The organism is Brevibacillus sp. FIR094 (genome assembly GCF_050477165.1).
Lineage (GTDB): Bacteria > Bacillota > Bacilli > Brevibacillales > Brevibacillaceae > Brevibacillus.
Genome location: NZ_JBEAES010000001.1, coordinates 15,106 through 36,295 on the forward strand (window position 1 = coordinate 15,106; position 21,190 = coordinate 36,295).

General features: G+C 48.2%; 19 protein-coding genes. 7 read left to right on the forward strand and 12 right to left on the reverse strand.

The annotated features are described in order from the left end of the window. Positions 1–16: 16 nt before the first annotated feature. The 4 genes from ACQ5DJ_RS00070 to ACQ5DJ_RS00085 all read right to left on the reverse strand — a co-directional run bounded on the left by ACQ5DJ_RS00070 (position 17) and on the right by ACQ5DJ_RS00085 (position 4,025). Positions 17–904 carry a carbohydrate ABC transporter permease gene (locus tag ACQ5DJ_RS00070; protein ID WP_429840644.1) on the reverse strand — a complete coding sequence of 296 codons (888 nt, stop codon included), beginning with the start codon at positions 902–904 and terminating at the stop codon, positions 17–19. Then, positions 905–2,059 (reverse strand): alkaline phosphatase family protein, encoded by a 1,155-nt coding sequence (locus ACQ5DJ_RS00075; protein ID WP_429840645.1) that lies wholly within the window; start codon positions 2,057–2,059, stop codon positions 905–907. Then, positions 2,056–3,144 (reverse strand): ABC transporter ATP-binding protein, encoded by a 1,089-nt coding sequence (locus ACQ5DJ_RS00080; protein WP_429840646.1) that lies wholly within the window; start codon positions 3,142–3,144, stop codon positions 2,056–2,058. The genes ACQ5DJ_RS00075 and ACQ5DJ_RS00080 overlap by 4 nt, the downstream gene beginning before the upstream one ends. Before the next feature lie 293 nt (positions 3,145–3,437). Beyond that, the gene (locus tag ACQ5DJ_RS00085; RefSeq protein ID WP_429840647.1) at positions 3,438–4,025 is read right to left on the reverse strand and encodes a TetR/AcrR family transcriptional regulator; all 588 of its coding nucleotides are present in this window, start codon (positions 4,023–4,025) and stop codon (positions 3,438–3,440) included. Between the two features lie 155 nt (positions 4,026–4,180). Here ACQ5DJ_RS00085 and ACQ5DJ_RS00090 point away from each other — a divergent pair, with 155 nt between their 5' ends. Continuing rightward, on the forward strand, positions 4,181–4,744 hold the full coding sequence (locus ACQ5DJ_RS00090; RefSeq protein ID WP_429840648.1) for a hypothetical protein: 564 nt from the start codon (positions 4,181–4,183) through the stop codon (positions 4,742–4,744). A 4-nt stretch (positions 4,745–4,748) separates the two neighbouring features. Here ACQ5DJ_RS00090 and ACQ5DJ_RS00095 read toward each other — a convergent pair whose 3' ends face one another. Beyond that, entirely contained in the window at positions 4,749–5,504 is a 756-nt protein-coding gene (locus ACQ5DJ_RS00095) for a DUF4241 domain-containing protein (protein WP_429840649.1), read from the reverse strand. A gap of 181 nt (positions 5,505–5,685) precedes the next feature. Between ACQ5DJ_RS00095 and ACQ5DJ_RS00100 the strand changes: the two genes are divergently transcribed. Next, positions 5,686–6,864 (forward strand): oxalate decarboxylase family bicupin, encoded by a 1,179-nt coding sequence (locus tag ACQ5DJ_RS00100; RefSeq protein WP_429840650.1) that lies wholly within the window; start codon positions 5,686–5,688, stop codon positions 6,862–6,864. A gap of 39 nt (positions 6,865–6,903) precedes the next feature. On the opposite strand, the gene ACQ5DJ_RS00105 is transcribed toward ACQ5DJ_RS00100, so the two are convergent. From ACQ5DJ_RS00105 to ACQ5DJ_RS00125, 5 genes are all read right to left on the reverse strand, one after another. Beyond that, a complete protein-coding gene (locus ACQ5DJ_RS00105) occupies positions 6,904–7,242 on the reverse strand; it encodes a hypothetical protein (RefSeq protein ID WP_429840651.1) in 339 nt (112 codons plus the stop codon). 451 nt (positions 7,243–7,693) lie between these two features. Continuing rightward, complete coding sequence (locus tag ACQ5DJ_RS00110) at positions 7,694–8,014, reverse strand: hypothetical protein (protein ID WP_429840652.1); 321 nt, start codon at positions 8,012–8,014, stop codon at positions 7,694–7,696. Positions 8,015–8,409: 395 nt separating this feature from the next. After that, entirely contained in the window at positions 8,410–9,621 is a 1,212-nt protein-coding gene (locus tag ACQ5DJ_RS00115) for a chromate transporter (protein WP_429840653.1), read from the reverse strand. Positions 9,622–9,741: 120 nt separating this feature from the next. Continuing rightward, positions 9,742–11,541, reverse strand: coding sequence for a vWA domain-containing protein (locus ACQ5DJ_RS00120; RefSeq protein WP_429840654.1), 1,800 nt, complete (start codon positions 11,539–11,541; stop codon positions 9,742–9,744). A 3-nt stretch (positions 11,542–11,544) separates the two neighbouring features. Then, a complete protein-coding gene (locus ACQ5DJ_RS00125; RefSeq protein WP_429840655.1) occupies positions 11,545–12,609 on the reverse strand; it encodes an AAA family ATPase in 1,065 nt (354 codons plus the stop codon). A 250-nt stretch (positions 12,610–12,859) separates the two neighbouring features. On the opposite strand from ACQ5DJ_RS00125, the gene ACQ5DJ_RS00130 reads away from it, so the two are divergent. Together ACQ5DJ_RS00130 and ACQ5DJ_RS00135 are read left to right on the forward strand one after the other, a co-directional pair. After that, positions 12,860–13,795, forward strand: a complete 936-nt coding sequence (locus tag ACQ5DJ_RS00130) for a hypothetical protein (protein WP_429840656.1) — start codon at positions 12,860–12,862, stop codon at positions 13,793–13,795. Between the two features lie 158 nt (positions 13,796–13,953). After that, positions 13,954–15,501 carry a vWA domain-containing protein gene (locus ACQ5DJ_RS00135; protein ID WP_429840657.1) on the forward strand — a complete coding sequence of 516 codons (1,548 nt, stop codon included), beginning with the start codon at positions 13,954–13,956 and terminating at the stop codon, positions 15,499–15,501. 10 nt (positions 15,502–15,511) lie between these two features. Here the strand turns inward: ACQ5DJ_RS00135 and ACQ5DJ_RS00140 are convergent, their stop codons facing one another. Then, positions 15,512–16,123, reverse strand: coding sequence for a DedA family protein (locus ACQ5DJ_RS00140; RefSeq protein WP_429840830.1), 612 nt, complete (start codon positions 16,121–16,123; stop codon positions 15,512–15,514). A 124-nt stretch (positions 16,124–16,247) separates the two neighbouring features. Here ACQ5DJ_RS00140 and ACQ5DJ_RS00145 point away from each other — a divergent pair, with 124 nt between their 5' ends. From ACQ5DJ_RS00145 to ACQ5DJ_RS00155, 3 genes are all read left to right on the forward strand, one after another. Next, complete coding sequence (locus tag ACQ5DJ_RS00145; RefSeq protein WP_429840658.1) at positions 16,248–17,099, forward strand: helix-turn-helix domain-containing protein; 852 nt, start codon at positions 16,248–16,250, stop codon at positions 17,097–17,099. Positions 17,100–17,178: 79 nt separating this feature from the next. Beyond that, a complete protein-coding gene (locus ACQ5DJ_RS00150) occupies positions 17,179–18,657 on the forward strand; it encodes an amidase (protein WP_429840659.1) in 1,479 nt (492 codons plus the stop codon). A 116-nt stretch (positions 18,658–18,773) separates the two neighbouring features. Next, positions 18,774–20,195, forward strand: coding sequence for a DUF1254 domain-containing protein (locus tag ACQ5DJ_RS00155; RefSeq protein ID WP_429840660.1), 1,422 nt, complete (start codon positions 18,774–18,776; stop codon positions 20,193–20,195). A gap of 53 nt (positions 20,196–20,248) precedes the next feature. On the opposite strand, the gene ACQ5DJ_RS00160 is transcribed toward ACQ5DJ_RS00155, so the two are convergent. Further along, complete coding sequence (locus ACQ5DJ_RS00160; protein ID WP_429840831.1) at positions 20,249–21,175, reverse strand: glycine betaine ABC transporter substrate-binding protein; 927 nt, start codon at positions 21,173–21,175, stop codon at positions 20,249–20,251. Between the last annotated feature and the right edge of the window lie 15 nt (positions 21,176–21,190).

Below are 21,190 nucleotides of genomic sequence, written 5' to 3' on the forward strand. Positions count from 1 at the left end.
GGACAAAGCTCCCACCTCATTTGGTAAACAGTAGTTTGGACAAGAAGAAATTCAATGCGCTAATCAATAGACACATAACCAAGAAAATCATCGCCAACGCTGAAGCTGGTCCGGTTTCAAAATATTCAAAAGCGAGCACGTAGAAGTAGTACAAGATGGTCGAAGTCGCTCCTGAAGGTCCACCCTGCGTCAAAATATAAATCTGATCATAGGCTTTGAGCGAATTCAGCGTAAAAAAGACGAACAGAAAAACAAGAATTGGTGAGATCGCAGGCAAGGTGATTCTGAATAATTTTCGTAATCCTCTCCCTCCATCCAAATCATTCGCTTTCTCTACTTCCGGGTCCAATTTTGCGAGAGCAGAGGAAAGCAATAAGATCCCCAGCCCCATGTACTGCCAGATGGTGACGATCATGACGACAATCATCGCGGTCGTTTGTCCACCCAGCCACTTTACTGGCTCCATACCGAAACCTTTCAGGACATAATTGACAATCCCCGAATCGGTATCGAATATGCTGACCCATACCATGGACACAACCACAGTTGGCGTGATCCACGATGAAAAGGCACTCGCCACAAAGAAATGGCGCAGCTTCTGTATTTTGTTTAACCTGATTGCTACGAACAGCCCGAAAAGAATCGGCGGAACGACTGTAAAAAAGGTAAACACAAGCGTGTTCAACAGCACCTTCCCGAAGAAAGCATCGCTCATCAAGTTTTGGTAGTTTTCCAGCCCTACGTAGTTGTAGTCAGGTGATATATAGTTCCAGTCGGTAAAACTGATTTGGAACGTTTTGATCATGGGGTAGATCCAAAAAATAACTAACGGAATCAGTGTCGGCAAAAGTAACCCAAGCGACCATGCGTTATCCTTGATCGTTTTGCTGATTGGTCTGCCCATTTACTCGTACTCCTTGAAGATATCTTTGATCGGTTGCCCGTCACATGGATGAGTGATTCGGAACAACTGCGCCAGTGTGGGTGCAATGTTCTCGATGTTTGTTTCTTCCATCACTTTGCTTTTCGTAAACGCATCCCCTAAGCACAAGAGAAATCCATTCATCTCATCGACATTGGCGGGATGATACCCGTGCAGGCTTTTCATCTCCTTGTATTTCGGCTGTTCGGGAAACGCGATATCTTCGCCGCATACTGTATGCTTCAAATCGAGGATACCGAATGGCCTGCACGTTGAAGGAGTTTCCCCTGCCAGCTCGTAAAAGTGATGTACTTCTGGCATCTGTTCAAAAAACGCCATGATTTCTTTGTTTTGCTGATAATCCAACGAGCTATAAAACAACAACGCCCCGCTGCCGTCCCCTGCGAATTTGATTTGTTTGTTTCGAAAATGCTGCTTCCACTGGCTTTTGGCCAAAATCTCATTCGGGTAAAAAAACGAGTGAATATCGCTTTGACCATGATCCGAGAAAATGATCAGGTTGAATGGTTTTTGTGTCTTTTTCAACGTTTGCTCGATTTGATCGAGATACGTAAGCAGCTCCTTTAGGCACCGCATTGCCTCAGAAGAGTCTTTTCCATATTGGTGCGACAGCGCATCATAACCGACAAACCTTGCCGCGATAAAATCATAGGTTTCCGTTTTGATCGCCTGCATCGTTTCACGTAGTGCGACATGATCGATTTCCTCTATTGAAACCTTTGACTTCAGCTTTTTTTTGCTGCCGGATTCCGTAATCAAATGGTGAATATACGGATTTCCGGACGTCATGGGCCAATGAATGCAGCAGCTCGTCCCTGCCTGTCTCGCCAACGAATGAAAAATCGTCTGCTTATGAAGTGCTTCGTTGCAAAGAATCTCGTGGTCGCCGTACAACGCCACTCTTTCCATCGTTTCTTGGCAAGCTACGATATTATCAAAAACACCATGCTTACCCGGTTGGCTCCCAGTCATCGCTGCCGCATGCGCGGTAAATGTGACCGAGGGAAACGTCGTGATCAGTTTTTGACAGAAGGAGTAACCGTTTTCTATCCACTGCTGCGCATAAGGTTCAAAGCTTTGATAGCTGATGCCGTCTAACGAGATGAGTACATTCATGGGCGGCACCTCAGATTCATTTGCGTACGCTTGTCAAATACATGGACATGGTCAGCGCTAATCCCTACGTTCACCTTTTGACCCTTTGCATACGTCTGGGTAAAGCTTTTTTTCACGATAAAATTGCTCCCTTTATACGTCAGATGGACCAACACATCCGTTCCGATAATTTCCGTGAACAGTACCTCCATGACGAGTGCATCTTCACTGTTTTCGGTGAGAAAGCAATGCTCTGGTCTGACTCCCGCTACAATCTCAGGAGCTTGTTCTATCACGGCGAGCGGGAGTTTGGTTTCCAGCGGCACCCCGTCTACCTCCACATATACCCGGCCATCTCGCTGAATCAGACTCGCTTCCATATAATTGATGGGAGGTGAACTGATGAAATTGGCAACGAACATATCCACTGGGCAATCGATGATTTCCATCGGCGTTCCGATTTGTCGGAACTTGCCTTCTGCCATAATCGCGATTCGATCCCCTAAGGTAACCGCCTCCACCTGGTCATGAGTCACGTAAATGAACGTCGAATCCAAGCGTTCATGCAGCTTTTTGATCTCAATCCTCATTTCATTTCGCAGCTTGGCATCCAGATTGGACAACGGCTCGTCCATCAAAAAGACTTTTGGCTCCTTCACGATGGCCCGCCCGATTGCGACCCTCTGTTTTTGCCCACCAGACAATTGGCTGGGGAACCGTTTCAACAAATGATCAATTTGCAAAATATCCGCTGCTGCCTTGATGCGCTTTTCTCGCTCTGCTTTTTTGATCTTTTTTATTTTCAGGCCGTATGCCATGTTTTCGTATACGGTCATATGCGGATAAAGGGCATAGTTTTGAAACACCATCGCAACTCCCCGATCCTTTGGCTCCACTTCATTGACACAAACATCACCAATGTACACATCGCCTTGGGTGATCTCTTCAATCCCGGCAATCATTCTGAGTAACGTAGATTTTCCACATCCGGACGGTCCCAATAACACCAGGAACTCTTTGTCTTTGATTTCCAGACTGATATCGTCCAGGGTGTATCTATCGTTGGTATATTGCTTGGACAATGACTTCAGCATAATACTCGACATGTTGAAAACCCCTTCATCATTCAATCTTTATTGGACAATTGTCATTTTTTTCATATTCACACCAACAATCTAATTTTTGTTCAAAAATGTTTGTACACTCATCGTAATCCAGCATTGTTAACTGCGTATCAAAGCCCATTGTGTTCTTTGTAAACCAGCGCACACGACGAAAAAAAGCAATCAGATCAACCTTTCCTTGATCCGATTGCTTTTCTTTATGGGCTTGTTTGTATGTGTTTCTTATCTTGTATGAAGAATGGACCATCTTTTTCGTAAAAGAAGTGTAAAGACCGTTATTGAAACAAGGATGCAAGATGATGCTCTAACACTTTTGTAATCCATTCCCCATTGACACGCTCCGGTTCAAGATAGGCATGCAGCGCCAGACCATCGATGACGGCATAGAGCTTTTCTGCTTCCATCTCTTTATCCAGCTCTTTACGTAATAGATTCAGTTGATCAGCAGAGTCCAACAGCTTGCGGACGGCGGCATAGATCCCGTCGTGCTGTGCATCAAAGCCTTCTTTCTTGTGTCGGAAGTACACGGTAAAAGCAAACCACACTTCCATTTCGACCATCTTTTCTTGATTCGTAGGGAGAAGCTCCAGCAAGATTTTGGTGATTCTCTCTTTTGGCGCCCATTCTTCATTCGCGGAGATTTCAGCAATTCGAGCGATTGCCCTCTCTTTTACGAGCTGCATGGCATACATCAACAGTTCATCCTGTGTTGCAAAGTAATGTCGCAGAGCACCTAATGAAAGTCCTGCTTCTTTTGCTATGCCCCTTACCGTTGCTCCCTCCATTCCTTGCTCGACAATAACACGCCACGTTGCTTCTGCTATTTGTTCTCTTCTTTTCTCATGATCGATTATTTTTGGCATAGTTGTATTTTAACAAGATTTGTAGGGGACAAGCAACGTTGATAATACGATTGTATTATTTAAAGTTTGATGATAAAATTCTTTTTGATAGCACAGTTGTATTATAAAAACTTCTCATACAGGAGAATAAACTTCCGAAAAGGAGACCTATTATAGTGAATTTTGTTGCATGGATGATTGTCGCATGTGAAATTGCATTTTGGGTGGTCATTGTACTTGGTCTTTTCACAAGGTACGTGCTCAAACAAAAAAAGGCCGGGCTCTTTCTTCTCGCCCTGACGCCTGTTGTTGATGTAGTTTTGCTCGTCGTTACGAGCGTGGATTTGTATCGTGGGGCTACCGCTACGATTCCTCATGCGTTGGCTGCCGTTTATATCGGGGTATCACTTGCGTTTGGGAAAAGCATGATTCAATGGGCGGATGAAAAATTTCAGCAGTACGTCACCAAGCAAGGTACGGCGAAGCCCAAGTTATACGGCATGGAGTATGCCAAGCATTACGCCAAAAGCTGGTTTAGACATCTCTTCTCTTATGTAATTGGGGCGGCTCTCTTAGCGGGGACCATCTACTTTATCCATGATGCGGAGCGAACGGCTTCTTTATGGCATATTCTCCGGCTATGGACTGTTGTTCTGGGGATTGATCTGTTGATTACAGCCAGCTATTTTCTATTTCCAAAGAAAGATAAGCGAGACACTGCTTCCAAAAATAGTTGGTGAGTGGCTAGCTTTCGTCTTCACTGTCATCCTCACCAAATGCAAGTTCCATACAAATGAATTGCATCACCAGCTGGCATATTTGATCGTTTTCATCTAACCCAAAATAGACAGGATAGGCTCCGTCTCCAAATCCCGTCTGAATCATCGGAACGGATAAATCGGTGCCTGGTATCGTCCAGTTTATATAGTCTCCAGCGCTTCTTTGGTATTTGGGATTGTCTTTGTAACTTTGTGCAAAAACCCCAGCGAAATATTCATCATAAATATTGCCCTCTGGATTGTCTTTTTTCCATCGATCATAAAATTCCAGATAAGCATCTCTCGTTTTGACATCTACCACAGTAGCCAGGCCTGCATCCACATTAAACCCAAAATATTCGCCTTCTCCTAGATTTTCGAGATCCTCGTTTCCAATGAGGGCTTCCGTAAATTTTTGGGGAGTTTTCTCTGTGAACTCCACCTTAGCAGCTGCATACCTGTAGTGGTCTTCTTCAACGGTTACCACACAAACGGTTAATGGGAAGGTTCCGGTAGGGACTTTTCGAAAATACGGGGCACTATTTCTCTCCAGATACACAAGCGGATCACGAACGATGATGTCTCCAGTGGGAATCGTGATTTCCCCCAATGAAAGCAAGCTGATTGGTTTCCCACTGATCTTTGTTGATGTGAAATAGGTGTGTAAATCAATTTGGGGCTCTAACATCGGTTTTTTTTGTTCATATCGTGCTAGCCATTGATCGTTTGGAATCTTATTCATCTTTATACCCATCCTAAAATTATCAATTTGTCAGTCACTCCTCAAATTATACAGAATCACCCATAGAAACGGTAGAACGGCTTGGATGTTTGCATAACGGGCAAGCCGATGCATAGGCATGGTTAGTGGATGAAGTACGACAAAACCTATGCCTGTCCAAGGATGAAGGAGGTTGCCCCGAATGAATCCGCCAGACAAAGGGAATCAAATTCCGCAGCCGATGAGAAGTGACGGGACCGGGTGGGTCGATCTCGGCCCACGGAACGTGATGCGTGATCGGCAAAATCCGAATATGCTCGTTCCTCCCGTCACAGATGCGGGCCTGCTGCCCAATCTGAAATTTTCCTTCTCAGATGCCTCGATGACATTAAATCATGGCGGCTGGTCCCGTGAAATCACCATTCGCGAGCTGCCAATCGCCACTACACTTGCGGGTGTAAACATGAGCCTGACGCCAGGCGGTGTGCGCGAGCTGCACTGGCATCAGCAGGCGGAGTGGGCTTATATGCTGCTCGGCCGTGCACGAATTACATCGGTTGACCAACGTGGACGGAATTTTATCGCCGATATCGGGAAAGGCGATCTGTGGTATTTCCCTCCCGGCATCCCCCACTCGATTCAAGGGCTTGAGGAAGGCTGCGAGTTTTTGCTCGTTTTCGACGATGGGCATTTTTCTGATCTGAATACGCTATCGATCTCCGATTGGTTTGCTCATACGCCAACAGATGTGCTTTCCGCAAATTTCGGTGTACCAGAATCAGCCTTTGCCGACATTCCCGACAAGCAAGTGTACATATATCAGAGCGAGGTTCCGGGTTCCATCGAAGCAGATGAAGTGGAATCTCCGTACGGAAACGTCCCCCTCCCTTTTTCTCATCGTTTACTCGCCCAGCGTCCCCTCATTACACCTGGTGGTAGTGTACGCATCGTCGATTCCCGCAACTTTCCGATCTCCAAAACAATCGCGGCAGCACTCGTAGAGGTCCGTCCCGGGGCCATGAGAGAGCTGCATTGGCATCCCAATAACGATGAGTGGCAATATTACATTTCAGGCCAAGCGCGGATGACTGTTTTTATCGGAAACGGAAACGCTCGAACTTTTGACTACCAAGCAGGTGATGTTGGTTATGTTCCTTTTGCGACGGGGCATTATATCCAAAATACCGGGACGGAAACAGTGTGGTTTTTGGAAATGTTCAAGAGCGACCGCTTTGTCGATGTGTCACTGAATCAATGGATGGCGCTCACCCCGCATGAACTCGTCGCTTCCAACTTGTGTGTAGGTCCTGAACTATTAGATGCTTTACGTAAGGATAAATGGCCTGTAGTCGAATATCCTGGCTATGGCTATGTCCCGTGAATGCAAGAAAAGACCAGCCCGAATGGACTGGTCTTCTTTTTACTTTTCTTTTTTGGGAGTCTTGTAGCTATTCGGTTGCTTCAGGCCACGCTGCTCCATGACCTCACGCAGACGGTCCAGGTAATCCGTTATGATCCCGTCTACGCCATCGTTGATCAGCTTGTTCATCGTAGGTGCATCATTCTCGTCGGTGACTTTGCCGTTTTGTGGAGAGCCATGCACAGGAGAGATCGCGTCTGCACCGAACGAGTGTGCCGCCGCCACGAGGTCTCCTCCAAAGTCGTCAATGTCGATTCCGCCCAGCCACGGTGAAGCTCCGGTTGACCAGGCAGCAAGAATTCCGCACGGTTCGTCAGTGCCAAAGTCCAGCGTGCGCACATGGTCGAGAGTGAGGTCCTTTATGTATTTGCCAACGTACGGGTACTCAGGATCGCCAGCGAAAAGTGGGCCTGTGTCCCGGCACTTGACACCCGAAATCTTGCGGTCATGCGTAATAACAGCCTACTTGTCCTCCGTGATTTGTACATCGAGCTCGAGTGTGCTCACGCCTAATTCAAGGGCGTGGGAGAACAACACTAACGAAACACAGCATAAGGGGAGCAGTTGCTAGCATTATCTTCTTCCCAATTACTTCCTCCGCTCTCATCACATGTTTTACTTTTTCACTATAGTAGAAAGATGTAAATTTTCATTTACATAGCTGTTAAAAAACCATAAAGAAAACATAGGAACGCTTTCATACAAGTCAACGAAAGTTCATTTCTGTTTACAACTGTCGTCTAGTATCAAAAAAAGACGCCCCTTGTAGGCGTCTAGTCATCGTCATCGTTTACATATGAGAGGCATTCATAACGCCCATCGATTGAATGTGATTCTTGGTTACTTCTGTCCCACACTCATAGAGCGTAGTGTAAATTTGCTGTAGACACTCATCATAAACATCATTTTCGGTATCAAAGTGATAAGGAATCGCTACGACATGACCACGCAAGAATGTACCAAACTCATACTCAGTCCTTTGGTCAAACAAGGTTCTCAGTGCATGCACTTGCAAGTCGGTTGCTTCTATTTCAAACTCATACGTTGCGTCACCTTGGTTTTCCAAAATAGTCCCGGCTTGAACAGAAACGTAGTATCGTTTTTTTTCCATTAAAATATCAGCCTCCAGAAGCTAAGAATATACAAGGATTGAAATTAGCACAACAACTAGCAGAACGGCAAAAGCTGCAATATAAACAAGCATCCCGACATTTCCCAAAACTTTATGCTTTACTGTCGTTTGGCTTATGTTGTGATCCAATTCCTTCGATTCTTGCCTCTTTATAAAACGTATCGTCAATAATAAACCTGCTAAAAAAATAAGAGCAAAAATACCGTAGTAAATCCAGGTATTTTGGAGCATTTCACTTCCCCGCTTTCGTATATGACTGCAATTAGTTTGTGGGAGACGGTACTTTTTATTCACCATTAATTAAATTACCTATCTTCGCTCCAAAAAAATCCCTCTCCGCATTGAGAAGGATTTGCTATATTTTTCACCTGAAACTAAGCAACTGAAAGCAACCATCCGCTCAAAGCCCCCGTAACCACAACCAGCCATGGCGGCAGCTTCCAGTGCTCCAGCATGATAAACAATATAGCCGCTACCGCAAAATCCAGCGGAGCAAGAATGGTACTCGTCCAAATCGGATCGTACAGGGCTGCCAGTAAAATCCCGACGACTGCTGCATTCACACCTACCAGCATTCCCTGGATTTTCGAATTTCTTCTCAAGGCATTCCAAAATGGCAATGCGCCAATGACGAGTAAAAAGGACGGTAGAAAAATCGCAATCGTAGCCACTACTGCACCGATTCCTCCTGCAATCATTGCTCCCAGATAAGCGGCAAACGTAAACAACGGCCCCGGTACTGCTTGCGTAGCCCCGTAGCCCGTCAAAAAAGCTTCTTGCGTGATCCAGCCTGTCGGGATCACCTCCCTCGCAAGCAAAGGCAATACAACGTGACCCCCACCAAAAACAAGTGAGCCCGCACGGTAAAAGCTCTCAAACAAAGCTAGCAAGGAAAAGCCTATACTCTCTCGGAGGATGGGCAGCACAAGCAAAAGTCCGAAGAAAACGATCCAGCAGGCAATCGCTAGTGCACGACTGATCGGCACACGAAATTCAGGAAGATCCAAAACTTTTTGTTGCCGGAAGATAAGCAACCCTGCTATTCCTGCTAGAATCATGACTGTGACCTGACTCCATGCAGAATGCCACAACAGCGTGATGGTAGCAGCGCTGATCGCAATCGTCACCCGTGTTCGATCCGAGGCAAGCTTTTGTCCCATCCCCCATACGGCATGAGCAACAATCGCGACAGCTACTAATTTGAGACCGTGAATCCAAGAAGCACTGCCACTGTCCACTCCTTGTAAAGTGAACGCAAAGATCAGGAGGGCCAATACCGAAGGCAGAGTGAAGCCGATCCATGCTGCAACCCCTCCCCACAATCCGGCTCGCATGATTCCGATTCCGATCCCTATCTGGCTGCTTGCGGGACCAGGGAGGAACTGACAAAGCGCAACCAAATCCGCGTAGCTTTGCTCATCCATCCATTTTCTTCGACGAATGTATTCGTTGTGAAAATACCCGAGATGCGCGATGGGACCGCCGAATGAAGTCAATCCCAGCTTGGTAGAAACGAGCAAAACTTCACGCACAGCTTCCCATCTACTTATTTGGTGCCCGGTTTCTTCTAAGAGATTATTCTTCACTGTGCTGTACCCCTCTCCGCTTTCCGCCTCATCATACATGCTATTTTATCGCGTTTCTCACCCTTTCATTGTAAAAAGATCGTGAAAAAGGCTCCGCATCGATACGGAGCCTAAACCTTGCTATTCCATTCGAAATACCGGTCCTCTCGCCACGAACGGCAGGTTACTTCCCTTCGGCAGCATGATGGCATGACTACGAGTTACTTTGATCCGATCACATTCCCCATCGGTAATGATCAAAATCGGTCCGTCCTTTGGAAAATCAGTTGCTTTCTCCAGCATGTCAATGCCCGGCTGCAGGATCGTTCCCCCGCGTCCTTTGACTTTGACGCGACCTGCAATGTCCTCGGGAGAAAGGTAGCCCGCATCATGCGCCTGCGCATCACAAAAGACCACGCGCGCATACGGAACATCTCGCGCTTCACTATAGCTCGCGATCGCCCCCAATGCTTTGCCGAGCAGTTTGGTATCCATCGAGCCGGATGTATCAATCACGACGCCAAACGTGCGTGCCAGCTGATCCGTTTCCCGAAAGCTCCAGGCAGGACGGGCAATGTCAGGTGTAGAGGACTGTCTGCGGCTTGCCCTTGCATACGTGCGGCTCTTTTCCAACGGCGGAAAATGCTCGTCAAACCAACGAGCAAGCTGAACATCCCACGGAATAGGCGGTTGCCCCAAGGCGCGAATCTCTTCTACCAAGCCCGCAGGCAAAAGCCCTCTCCCTTTCTCCTGATGGTAAATCAAGCCTTGCGACATCGCATTGCGATAAAAGTCATCCAGCGTCGTTCCCGGGCCCTTTTCCCAAAAACGCGGATCGTCGCCATCCAGAATATCGCCCATGCCGATTCCTCGTAAGGTGTAGAGCTTGCGATACGTACGCATGTCTGTCACGATCCGATCGTAAATCGCCTCTGCCGAGAGTCCCTTCAAGTCTGGGTCGTACAGTCCGCCAATTTGCGGGAAACGTCCCACACCGAGTTCCATCAGCCATTGATTAATCACGTAATCGCAGCTGACATTCCAGTAATACGGGTCGCGTCCTTGGCAGCGCTCATGGTGGCGAAGCCCTGCGTGCAGTAGCTCATGTGCCATCACGAATTTGCATTCCTCTTCATCCAAGCCCGCCGCAGGATTGATGAAGATTTCGTTGGATGTGACATCAATGGCTGCCACCGAGATTTGTAGCCGTTGGCAGATCTGCGAATCCTCGATAATCGTGAAATGACTTGCTAAGGAAGCCAGCAATGGATAATGATTGATGAACCAACGTTTGGCCTTTTGTGCCTCAGACAGCTGGTTCTCTTCATTCCCGAGAGCATCGGAATAGCCGCCCGCTACGCTGACAGCACTTTGCACCGCTTGCGACAGCCCGATTCCCAAGAGCCGCTCCCACTTCACATCTCGATTGTAGGTGTACCGGACATATTTATCCGAGAAAAGCATATCTGCCTGTTTTTCCCCGCCCGTTCCATACAGCTTCAAATGCTCTGGCACCCCATGCATCACGAACCAGTCATACAGCTCTTCTTCGCTCTTTCCCGATTTATCCAGCTCAAAAGCCATTTCAGCAGGAGGCCTCCCCAGCTTCATATCTCTCAAAAAACGCGTAATATAACAATCACATGCGATGTTCCACAAAATCGGCTGCTCTTTTTCCACAAAATGTCCGAAGCCCAAATGCAGCAGCGCATGTGCGAGAACATAAATCCATTCCCCGACTTCGCCTCTGCGCTTCGGATGCGCGTACAAGCTGCCTTCCCGGGTCACGACTACCCAACCGTTATCTGGACATATACTTCTCTCGGAACGAGTAAAGTGCGCTCGCGAGGACAGTGGACCAAACATCGGGTGATGACTCAAAAAATGTACGGCCTGCTCGTAGTTTTGCGTCGACGGGTCGTTTTTAACTCCACGGGCCATTGGCTATTTGCCCTTCCTGTCCATGGCCAATCGCGGTAAATCACGAATGACCTCCACGACGAACCAGTCTGGCAATCCGTCCCCATCCTCGTGTCGCGCCACTATCATCTGTGCCATTTCCAGTGAGATGGACGCGAGCTCCTTCAAGAGAGCTTTCGCTCGGTGCGCAAACCGTTTATGCTGCTCCCCAACGGAGGCTTTATCCGCTGGCAGTTCTTTTTTGATTTGCGAACGGAAAGAATCGGCCAGAAAATACAGGACGTCCCGATCTTCTGGAGCCGTTGGGAAAGAAGCCTCTCCCTCCAAAATACGGTTGAGCTGGTATTTGCCCTGAATGTTCTTGTGAAAAGCCCGAAATTGAGCAGCATGCTGGGGCGTCAAGCATCCGTAGGCTAGTACCCCCACCATCTCTGTCGTCAAGTTCTCACCGAATTCGTTCAGGGCATCAGATAGCATGTGCCAGGAACGCGGAGTAGAAAACGGTTCCTCGCTCTTCGGTGGCTGCGACCACAAATAGTCCGGGCGCACCTCCAAAAATTGCAGCACGTAGGAATGGATGCCGTTGCTGTACGCCCACTTCATCCATTGTTCATACGAGACTAGCAATTGGACGTGGAACATCCGATTGATCAGAGCAGATGACATCGGTTTGACAATCGCGCTATCCTGCGCCCTGTTTCCTGCTCCAATCACAATGGACCCTTCTGGCAGATGGTAATCCCCGATCCTCCGCTCATGAATCAGACTGTAAAACGCCTTCTGCACTTCTTGCGAGCATGCATTCAATTCGTCAAGAAACAAGCAGTACGGTTCTTCTCGCGCAATTTGCGCAGGTGGGCAAAATCTGCTTTTCCCGTCTACGATCTGCGGGACACCGATAATATCCTCAGGTGCCAGTTGACTACCCAATAACGATACGCAAGTCAGGCCCACCTGCTCGGCAAACGCCTCGACGAGAGACGACTTGCCGATTCCCGGTGCGCCCCAAATAAATACTGGACGAGCTACCGCAACATTTAGCAGCACATCCATCAGTTGATTTTGCGTGACTTGAATTCCTAGATTCATTTCATAACCTCTCTTGTTTGATTGATTTTTGCAGCAATCTACCTCTTTTCGTAATTGATTTCCATTGACTAGAGCGACCGTCACACCACAAATATTTCCTAATATTACAAGAAGATTGAATAAGGAGCAAGAAAGAAAGGCATCACCTTGTAAACCGTACCTGAATAAAAACAATGAAACCGACCACTCCCCTTATGCACAGTATCGGAATAGGATGAAAAGACATGAAGAAAGAAGGAGGACGTTTCATTTGTCACAAGCAAATATCCCCAACATTACCCCGCTCATTACTATCACACAAAGCCAAGTCGCAAACTTGCTACTCGCATCCATCGCATTAGAAGAGCTTGGGTTAAGCCATATCATTAACGCAGAGGCGGAAAAGCTTCAATATGTCCTTGGCACACTCCCAGGATTAACAGGTCCCCCTGCAACCATTAGTGATTTGCTGAACGTGAATTCTAGTGTAGTAAATACACTCAGAGAGATAACAAAGAAAGAAATTCTGCTAAACAACAAGCTAAATTCCGTATTATCAGCATCGTTTATTGCTAGTCTCACAGGACCAACGGGAGCCACTGGAGCAGATGGAGGTGGAACAGGAACAACAGGGGCTACGGGGGCGACTGGCGCTACTGGAGTAGGAATAACGGGGGCGACAGGAGTCGGCTTGACCGGGGCCACGGGGGTAACAGGCGCTACTGGCGTTACAGGAGCTACAGGAGCCCCGGGTGTAATAGGCGCGACAGGTACTGTTTCCAGTGTTTTCGGTAACTTCTGGCTATCCTCCGCTATCGATATTTCGCCAAATACGATCGTCCCGCTAAATGTATCCAATGCAGACAATTCACTTGGCTTTTTACTCGCTGGTGGGCAAGTGACCGTACCTGCAAGCGGGATCTATCTCATCAGCTATCGTGTTACTACTGCACAGGCGAGTGAAGTGTCTTTCATTATCAGAAGGAATGGCGCCAATATTACGGCCTCTGCCGGAACATCAAGCAGTGCGGATAGTGCAGGGGATGGAAATGCATTTGGCATGGTTACCTCTTTCACCCGATTAGTAGCAGGTGACATCGTAGACATATTCCGTACTGGAGGTATCGCAGACCAGTTTTTGCAAAGCTTCGCAGACGGAACGACGACGGTGACCGGCTTCCTCACTTTAGTGAAGATTGCCGACTAATCCAAACATAAATCATTTCGCCACTCGGAGCCGCAGCTACGACTCGATCCTGGCTGTCGTTGCGAGTGAAGCTCTTGCTGCGGACAAGCCTACTTCTCCTCCTTCTGTAACATTCCTTTTTTTACCACGTCACATAGGCAAAGGGGGAATAACAAAAGATGAGAAAAATCGTGAAAGTAAGTGGCATCACCATATTGGTCGCATCCTTGATTGGGTGCAGTTCGAATGGACAATTGGCGACAAGCGGTGCGGGTGAGAGCCAGCAACCAGCACCTGCCCAGAAAAGCGAGAATAAAGAATCCTTGAGCTCAAGTCCACGCAGTAGTTCAACCGCCCTGGCTGATTACGCCCTGGAAAAGACATCTCCCCCACCTACAAACGATATGTACTTCAAAGACTATGGCACCAATACTTTTGTCTCTACTGCAAAAGATCGCCTGTCTACCTTCGCCGCAGATGTGGATACTGGCTCCTACACGATCATGCGCAGTTTTGTTCAAGACGGCACTCTTCCTCCAGCGGAGGCTGTTCGGGTGGAAGAATTCATCAACTATTTTCCAGCAGCTTATCCGGCTCCCACCAATCAAACATTTGCCGTTAAAGTGGATGGCGGCCCCTCACCTTTTCAGAAAAGCAACCAATTGGTTCGAGTAGGCATCAAAGGAAAGGAAATTGCAGCCGAAGACAGAAAACCTGCAAACCTCGTCTTTGTCATTGACGTATCTGGCTCGATGAATAGGGAAAACCGATTGGAGCTGGTAAAAAGAAGTCTGAATGTCCTCGTGGATGAGCTACAACCCACGGATTCAGTAGGAATTGTCGTTTATGGATCTGAGGGACGGGTTCTTTTGCCTCCTACCTCTACTGAAAACAAAAACGCGATATTATCTGCAATCGCTGAACTCCAACCCGAAGGCTCCACCAACGCGGAAGAAGGACTGACGCTCGGCTATGAAATGGCGGCCAAATCCTTCAAGCCTGGCGCTATTAACAGGGTAATTCTGTGCTCCGACGGGGTGGCTAACGTAGGAGAAACAGGGGCCGAGGGCATATTACGTTCAATCGAGGACTATGCACGAAAAGACATTTATTTGAGCACCTTCGGCTTTGGAATGGGAAATTATAACGACGTCCTTATGGAGCAGCTTTCGAATAAAGGGGAAGGAAATTACGCCTATATCGATACTTTTTCGGAGGCGCGCCGTTTATTTAACGAGTCATTGACGGGCACCCTCCAAACAATCGCACGTGACGTAAAAATTCAGGTGGAATTCGACCCTAAGAAGGTAGACTCGTATCGCTTGATCGGCTATGAGAACCGCGATGTCCGCGACAAGGATTTTCGTAACGACAAGACAGACGCAGGTGAAATCGGTGCTGGGCACAGCGTGACGGCCCTTTACGAAGTCAAGCTTGCTTCCCCTACAAAAACAGATCTAGGGACGGTACGGGTTCGCTATCACAATACTGTTTCCCAAAAAGTAGAAGAAATTGCCGAGCCCGTGCAAGTGCAAAGCGCGCTGTCACCTGAGCTGACGTTCCTGGCTTCCGTTGCAGAGTACGCGGAAATATTGCGGGATAGCCCCTATTCGGAAAGAAACTCTCTTCCCGACGTACTCAAGCTAGCCGAATCGACAGCCACCGGTGAGGAACAGCTGGAATTTGTCAGCTTGGTCCGCGATAGTATGTCAATTATCGGGAACTAACGCTTCTTCCTTATGTCCTGCTGCTGTTCCTGTACCTCATCCAAATATAAACCATCATTCCAATCGCCGAACCGATTAGCAAAAATGTGATGCCGTAATGACGTATATAGACGACGACCTTGAGCCACTCTTTCTCAAGCGCCTGACCCAACAGTAAAAAAGTGACACTCCAAAGAAATGCGCCGGCGTAAGCAAAAATAGCGAATCGTCGAAACCCCATTGCGGAGACTCCTGCCAAATAGGCGGTAACATGACGGACGCCAGGCAAAAAATAGCCGATGAGCAACAGGTATGGACCATACTTGGCAAACAGCTTTTGGGTTGACTCTATTTTTTTCGGCGTAATATGCAAGTACGGTCCAACCTTCATAAGCAACGGCAGCCCCCACTTCCACGCGATGGCATAGCTGATCGAAATCCCTACTGCCGCTCCCAAAAAGGCGCTCAGCACCGTTAACGGCATGTGCAAAATACCGCGGGAAACCGCATAGCCAGCGTACGTCATCAGTACCTCATCGGGAATGGGGAGCCCTACAACACCAAGTGTGAGCGAAAAAAAGATGCCGACATATCCATATTTCATCAAAAAAAGATCCAGATGCTGCTCCACGGCTACCTCCAGTAATGTTGTCCTACTTCATTGTATTCTCTCCCTATTCTTTGACATTCTAGCTTTTTTACAAAAAATCAGATCAGGGCATATGGTATCCTAAAAAAAGATCTTATTTCCTTTTTCAGGTGACGACATGAACTATATGGAACAAATAACTTGTGCCCTCTCTTTTATCGAAAAACAGTTAACGGAAAAAGTCACACTCGATGAAGTGGCATCAGCCGCCGGATATTCCAAGTACCATTTTCAGCGTTTGTTTTATCACGTGACAGGAGAAACTGTCGGCCAATACATTTCGAAGAGACGCTTGACCGAGGCTGCCAAAGCGTTGTCGCTGGAACAAAAGAGCGTGACGGAGGTCGCCTTTACATACGGCTTTGATTCTCACGAAGCCTTTACTCGCGCTTTTACCAAACGCTTTGGCCTGCCTCCTTCTGCTCTTCGTCGATCTGGAAAAATGCCGAGATACATGATGCTGGAGCGCATGGAGTTACCGTATTTGGAAAATATTCAGCGGCAGTCCATTGAGCCCATTTATGTCCCGTCGCACGAAGCACTGCATCTCGTAGGCTACTCTCAAGCTACTTATTCGTTACATAATATCGTCCATTGCTGGAACCAATTGGGACAGACAATCGACATGCAGCTAAACAAAAAGCGTTATGGTGTCTTACGCTACCCCGATGCTTTTGGGCTGGAGCTGAGCTTTTCTTATTTTGCTGGGATGCAAACTCCGGAGCATGATGACACAGACGGACGGGAATCACTTACACTTCCTGCATCTAGTTATCTTGTGTTCCCTCACAAAGGACCGGTGCAAAATATCAAGCTGACGTATCAATACATTTACGGGAGCTGGATGACACACGCATCCGACCAGTTTTATGCCCGCTACGATTTTGAATACTACGATCACCGCTTTCTCGGATATGACCATCCTGATTCGCTTTGCTTCATTTATATACCCGTTCTGGCCAGAGAATAGTCGGTAGCGGTTCGCATTTTCGATCAAGTTTTCCTCGTGTTCCTGTCGTACGCTGGACGTGTGAAAAGGAGTGAATCGAATGAAAGAACTGATCGATTTGACAGCAACGGAGATGGGCACTTGGATTCGCGAGCGTAAAATAAGCGCCGAGGAAGCTACCCGGCATATCTTTAAACGAATCAACTTCCTCAATGGCAAAGTGAACGCCATTGTCGCTTCTGACGAAAAGTCTGCCATCGAAGCCGCCAAACAAGCAGACAAAGAAATAAGGGAAGGCATCTATCGCGGGCCTCTTCACGGGGTACCAATCACAATCAAAGATTCTTTTGCCACAGCAGGACTCACCACTACTACTGGTTTCACACCTCTCAAAGGCTACATTCCGCCACACGACGCGGCAGTTGTTAGCAGACTGAAGCAGGCAGGAGCCATCATCCTGGGCAAAACGAACGTCCCTCCTCTTCTGATGGACATGCAAACAGACAATGATATTTACGGTCGGACGAATAATCCATGGAATCTGGAGAGAACAACAGGCGGTAGCAGCGGTGGATCGGCAGCCGCAGTTGCTGCCGGACTTTCCTATTTGGATATTGGCAGTGACATTGGCGGTTCATTGCGTGTTCCTGCTCATTTCTGTGGCGTATTTAGCTTGAAGCCGACAGAAGGAGCCGTTCCGGCAGCTGGACACATGCCAGGCTTTGAAGGAATGTCTGATTATACATCGTCTCGTCATCTGGCCTGCTATGGGCCTGTAGCCCGTTCGATCGAAGACCTGGAAGTGGCGTTTTCCATCATTAGTGGCGGAAACGGCAACGCTGGCCTGCCTCATGGACCACAAGTCTTGACGCCTCCTCTCAAGGAACAGCCCCTGCACATTCGCTGGATGGAGGAGCTGCCCGGCTACCCGACGAGTCGAGCCATTCGCGATCAGTTGCGTCGCTTTGTCAAAATGCTGGAGCAACAAGGCATGCGCGTAGAACAAGTGACGGCACCGCCCCTGGATGTACGCAAGACTTGGGAAACATGGGGAAAAATGATCGACGCGGAGTTAAACTCTACGACGCCTTCACTTCTTCGCGGTTTGGCTCATCTCATGACGATGCCGATTTATCGCCAAATTCCCTCGGCTACCATGCTCATCCCGCTGACGTTCAAAAACTACATGCGTGTCTTAACCGTTCGGGAGCAGCTCATTCGCAGCTTCGAGAAATTTATGGCCGACTGTGACTTGTTCTTGTGTCCGGTTAGCTGCACGACAGCTTTCCCCCATTTGGCAAAATCGAGAATGTGGGGTTACAAGCCGCTTTACACCAAACCGCTGTACGTAGATGAGAACCCGCAAAACTACTGGGCCGCTACGACTTTTTATACGAGTCTGTTTAATGTCACCGGAAGTCCGGTCGTGACGATGCCGATCGGTTTTGATGAGCAAGATCTTCCTATTGGTATACAGTGTGTAGGCAAGCGATGGCGTGATAGGGAATTGCTCCAGGGAGCATCGAAATTGTATGCGACCTGCCCAGAGTGGCGGGCGCCTTCAATTTCAGTGGAGTAACATGACAAGCACGACGCATTGAAAATAAATTATTCCAGCTCAACTTGCATAAAGCCCCTTTCCTATGAAGAAAACTACCAGTGCGAACCCCATTTCTGGTATGTAGGAGGGGCTTTATGCTTCCATTATTGAAAAAGCGCCTAACACTGATCGTTTCCCTGCTTTGTGTGACACTTCACCTGTCTGGCCTGTCATTTGCAAAAGAGACCACAAACGCTCCATCTGTCCAACAGTCACTTCTCTTCCAAACGAAGCCATTTCTTCAATCGCAGGAGAGACTTGCCTACTCACTCGGCATTCAAGCATACATCTATGGCTATCCATTAGTGATGTCCGCCAAAACGATGGAAGCCATGGTCAAAAATCGAGCTCCGATCAACCAGTTTTACTATGCGGACACACTCGCTTCCCCAGCTTATCGGGATATCGTGACGCCAAACTCCGATACATTGTATATGAGCGCATGGCTGGATTTATCAGAGACGCCCGTCCGATTGACTGTCCCCGCCAATCCGCAAAACCGCTATTATACCGTGCAAATGCTGGATGCCTACACGAATACGTTTCGCAATGTCTCCAATCGTTCCACCAAACAGGAGGCCGGACAATATATCATTGCAAGCCCACAATGGAAAGGTCCTACCCCTGCCCATATACCTGTGATCTACGCCCCTACAAATACCGTCTGGCTCATTGGCCGTGTCGAGGTAAAGGGTGAAGCTGATTTACCGCAGGCTGTCTCGTTTGAAAAACAAATCGCGATTGCCCCTGTCCACCCAAAATTGCAAACAGCACATGTTCCCGAAACGCTTCCACCTGATGTATTGTCGACCCTTTCCTTTTTTCAAGTCATGACGAAATGGATCCAGAGCAATCCTCCGCCCGAATGTGATCGCGTCTTGCTCGATCAATTCACACAAGCCGGGATCGATGTCCAAAAAGGCTTTGATCCTTCCGCGCTCGGTCCAGCCAAGCTTGCGGGTCTACAGCGTGCCTTACAGGATGCCCCGTCCATCGTGCAAAATGGCTTTCCCGGCTACTCCACCTTCCGTAATGGATGGGGCTCCTTTTCCCCCATTGGCACATATGGAAACCAGTTTCTCGCCCGTTCCTTTATCGCCTATTCCGGTATTGGGGCCAATGTGCCGAGCGAGGAAGCCTATTATCGTGCATTGACAGATGGATCAGGAAAGCCACTTACGGGAGCCAAAAGCTATACGCTGCATTTTACAAAGGAACAGCTTCCCAAGACGTCAGCATTCTGGTCGATCAACGTCTATGACAACCAGTTGTTTTTAGCCAAAACAGCGGCCGATCGCGCATCAGTTCGCAGCAATACCGGAACGCTTGCGTACAATCCGGATGGCTCCCTCGATCTGTATTTGCAACAGCATCCGCCAAAAGGCAAGGAAGGCAACTGGCTCCCGCTCCCTGAAGGCGCGTTCAATCTCGTTTTGCGGGTATTTGCACCAGAGCCTGCAACCCTGGACAACCAGCACGCTTGGCCCGCTGTCATGGAAAGCAATCCAATACCATAACACATCAAAAAGGCACCGCCCCATCGAGAGCGGTGCCTTCTGTATTGAGTCTGTTACTTCTTCAAATCTTCAATGGAGTTGATCTCCATATAAGCTGGAACGGCCAATCCGAGCTTGGTTCCTTGCAGGTTCGGACCGAGGTCCTCCACGTCTTTCCCCAGCTTCTCCATGTAGTCTGCGTGCGTGGTTGGCAGCCACGCTGCTACCATCCCATCCACATCGCCATTCGATACACCTACCCACATTGGGCCAGCTTCTACTTGGCTCAGTTCTACTTTATATTTCAGCTTTTGCTCTAGTACAGTCTTCACCACATTCGTGCTGGCGATCTCAGAATCCCACGCGACGTAGGCGAGCGTCAATTTCTTGCCTTCTGCAGGCTGAATGCCTTCTACCCACTTGTTGACGGTAGCCTCATTGTTTTTCACCCATTCGGCTGCTGCCTCTTCCGGCTTTTTGCCGCTCTCGATATCGAGCATCACTTTTTCCATGTCCGCAGGTGTCCACGAAAACTTGTCGAGGAACGCATACGCGCTTGGGTGCTCCTCCTTCAGTCCTTTGCGCACGATGGTATGAATTTGCTCATCCTTACCGAAAGTGCCTTTCGGGTCATCGAGGTATTTCATCTCGAACTTGGAGAACATCCAGTGAGGCGTCCAGCCAGTCACGATAATCGGCTTTTTCTCTTTGTAGGCTTGTGTCAGAGCTGCCGTCATCGCTGCACTGGAGCCTTCCACCAGTTCCCAATCTTTCAGATCGTAGTCTTTCATGGCTTTTTCGGTCGCTTTCATCAGACCAGCACCAGGATCGATTCCGATAATTTTATGATCCACTTGTGCTCCAACGCTATTTGGTGCAGACGTACCCGTGTTACCCTCGGCAGGCTGATTTCCTTGCGGTGTTCCCGCGTTTGAACATCCTGCCATCACCATACTGAGTCCGAGTGCGACTGCCAGCCCTTTCAAGGTGCCTTTTTTCATTTTCATGAAAACCCC